Raw genomic sequence first — 1120 nt, 5'->3', positions numbered from 1 at the left:
GTGGCCGCCGCCCGCGACCGGGTCAACCCGGCGCTCGCGCTGCTGCCGCAGGAGCGGGACGAGGCGGGCGTCGCCACCCTGCTGTGGGAGCGCCGCCGACCGCTCCACCCCGAGCGGCTGCACCGGGCGCTGGAGCTGCTCGTCCCGGCGGCGCAGCGCAGCCGCGGCCGGTTCTGGCTGGCCAACCGGCCCGACCTGATACTCGCCTGGGACGCCGCCGGGGCGAACCTCGCGGTCGAGGAGTGCGGGCCCTGGCTCACCTCCCTGCCCGACGCGGCCTGGGAGCTCTACCCGCCCGCGCGCCGGGCCGCCGCCGCCCTCGACTGGCACCCCCGGCACGGCGACCGGGTGCAGCAGCTCAGCTTCACCGCCGAGGGGCTGGACGTCGACGGCATCACCGACCTGCTCGACTCCTGCCTGCTCACCGACGCCGAACTCGCCGCCGGCGAACCCGGCTGGAAGGCCCTGCCGGACGCCTTCCAGGACCTGCTCGACCCCGTCCACTGAAGGAGCGCCCTCCCGTGCGCAAACGATCCGCCCCGCCGAAGCCCCGGCCCAACCCGCTGCTCGCGGCGGGCATCGAGTACATCGACTACAAGGACACCGACCTGCTGCGCCGCTTCGTCTCCGACCGCGGCAAGATCCGCGGCCGCCGGGTCACCCGGCTCACCGCCGAGCAGCAGCGGGCGGTGGCCCGGGCGATCAAGAACGCCCGGGAGACGGCCCTCCTGCCGTACGCCTCCGGCGCCACCCGGTAGCGCCGCCCGACGACGCGTTCGACCACACCACCCGAGAAGGAGCCCGCGATGGCCGTACCCAAGCGCAAGACCTCCCGCAGCAACACCCGGCACCGCCGGGCCCAGTGGCGGGCGACGCCCCCGAAGCTGGTCGCGATCACCCTGAACGGCCGGGAGATGCTCGTCCCGCAGAACCTCGTCCCGGCGTACCGGCGGGGTCTGCTCGACCCGGACGGGCAGTAGGCGCGACGGGAGGAAGCCGCCGTCGAGGGGAGGGTGGGCCCCTCGGCGGCGGCGCGCGTCCGAGCGGCGGGTGGGGGAGCGACGGGTGGGGGCGGGGGCCCCGGCGCGGGCCGAAGGGCGACGGCGCGGTCGCGCGGGGG

Annotated in this window: 3 protein-coding genes; all 3 read left to right on the top strand. The window is 76.8% G+C overall.

The genetic code is table 11. The annotated features are described in order from the left end of the window. A partial coding sequence (locus AE652_RS41845; RefSeq protein WP_049661330.1) for a GTP-binding protein occupies positions 1 to 507 on the top strand: 507 nt, incomplete at its 5' end. 14 nt (positions 508 to 521) lie between these two features. After that, a complete protein-coding gene (gene rpsR, locus AE652_RS41840) occupies positions 522 to 758 on the top strand; it encodes a 30S ribosomal protein S18 (RefSeq protein WP_049661328.1) in 237 nt (78 codons plus the stop codon). A 48-nt stretch (positions 759 to 806) separates the two neighbouring features. Next, complete coding sequence (gene rpmF / locus AE652_RS41835; RefSeq protein WP_049661326.1) at positions 807 to 980, top strand: 50S ribosomal protein L32; 174 nt, start codon at positions 807 to 809, stop codon at positions 978 to 980. Positions 981 to 1120 lie beyond the last annotated feature (140 nt).

The organism is Kitasatospora sp. MY 5-36, from assembly GCF_001182915.1.
Classification (GTDB): domain Bacteria; phylum Actinomycetota; class Actinomycetes; order Streptomycetales; family Streptomycetaceae; genus Kitasatospora.
Note: the sequence above shows the minus strand (reverse complement) of the source record. Positions and strands in the feature narration are given on the sequence as shown.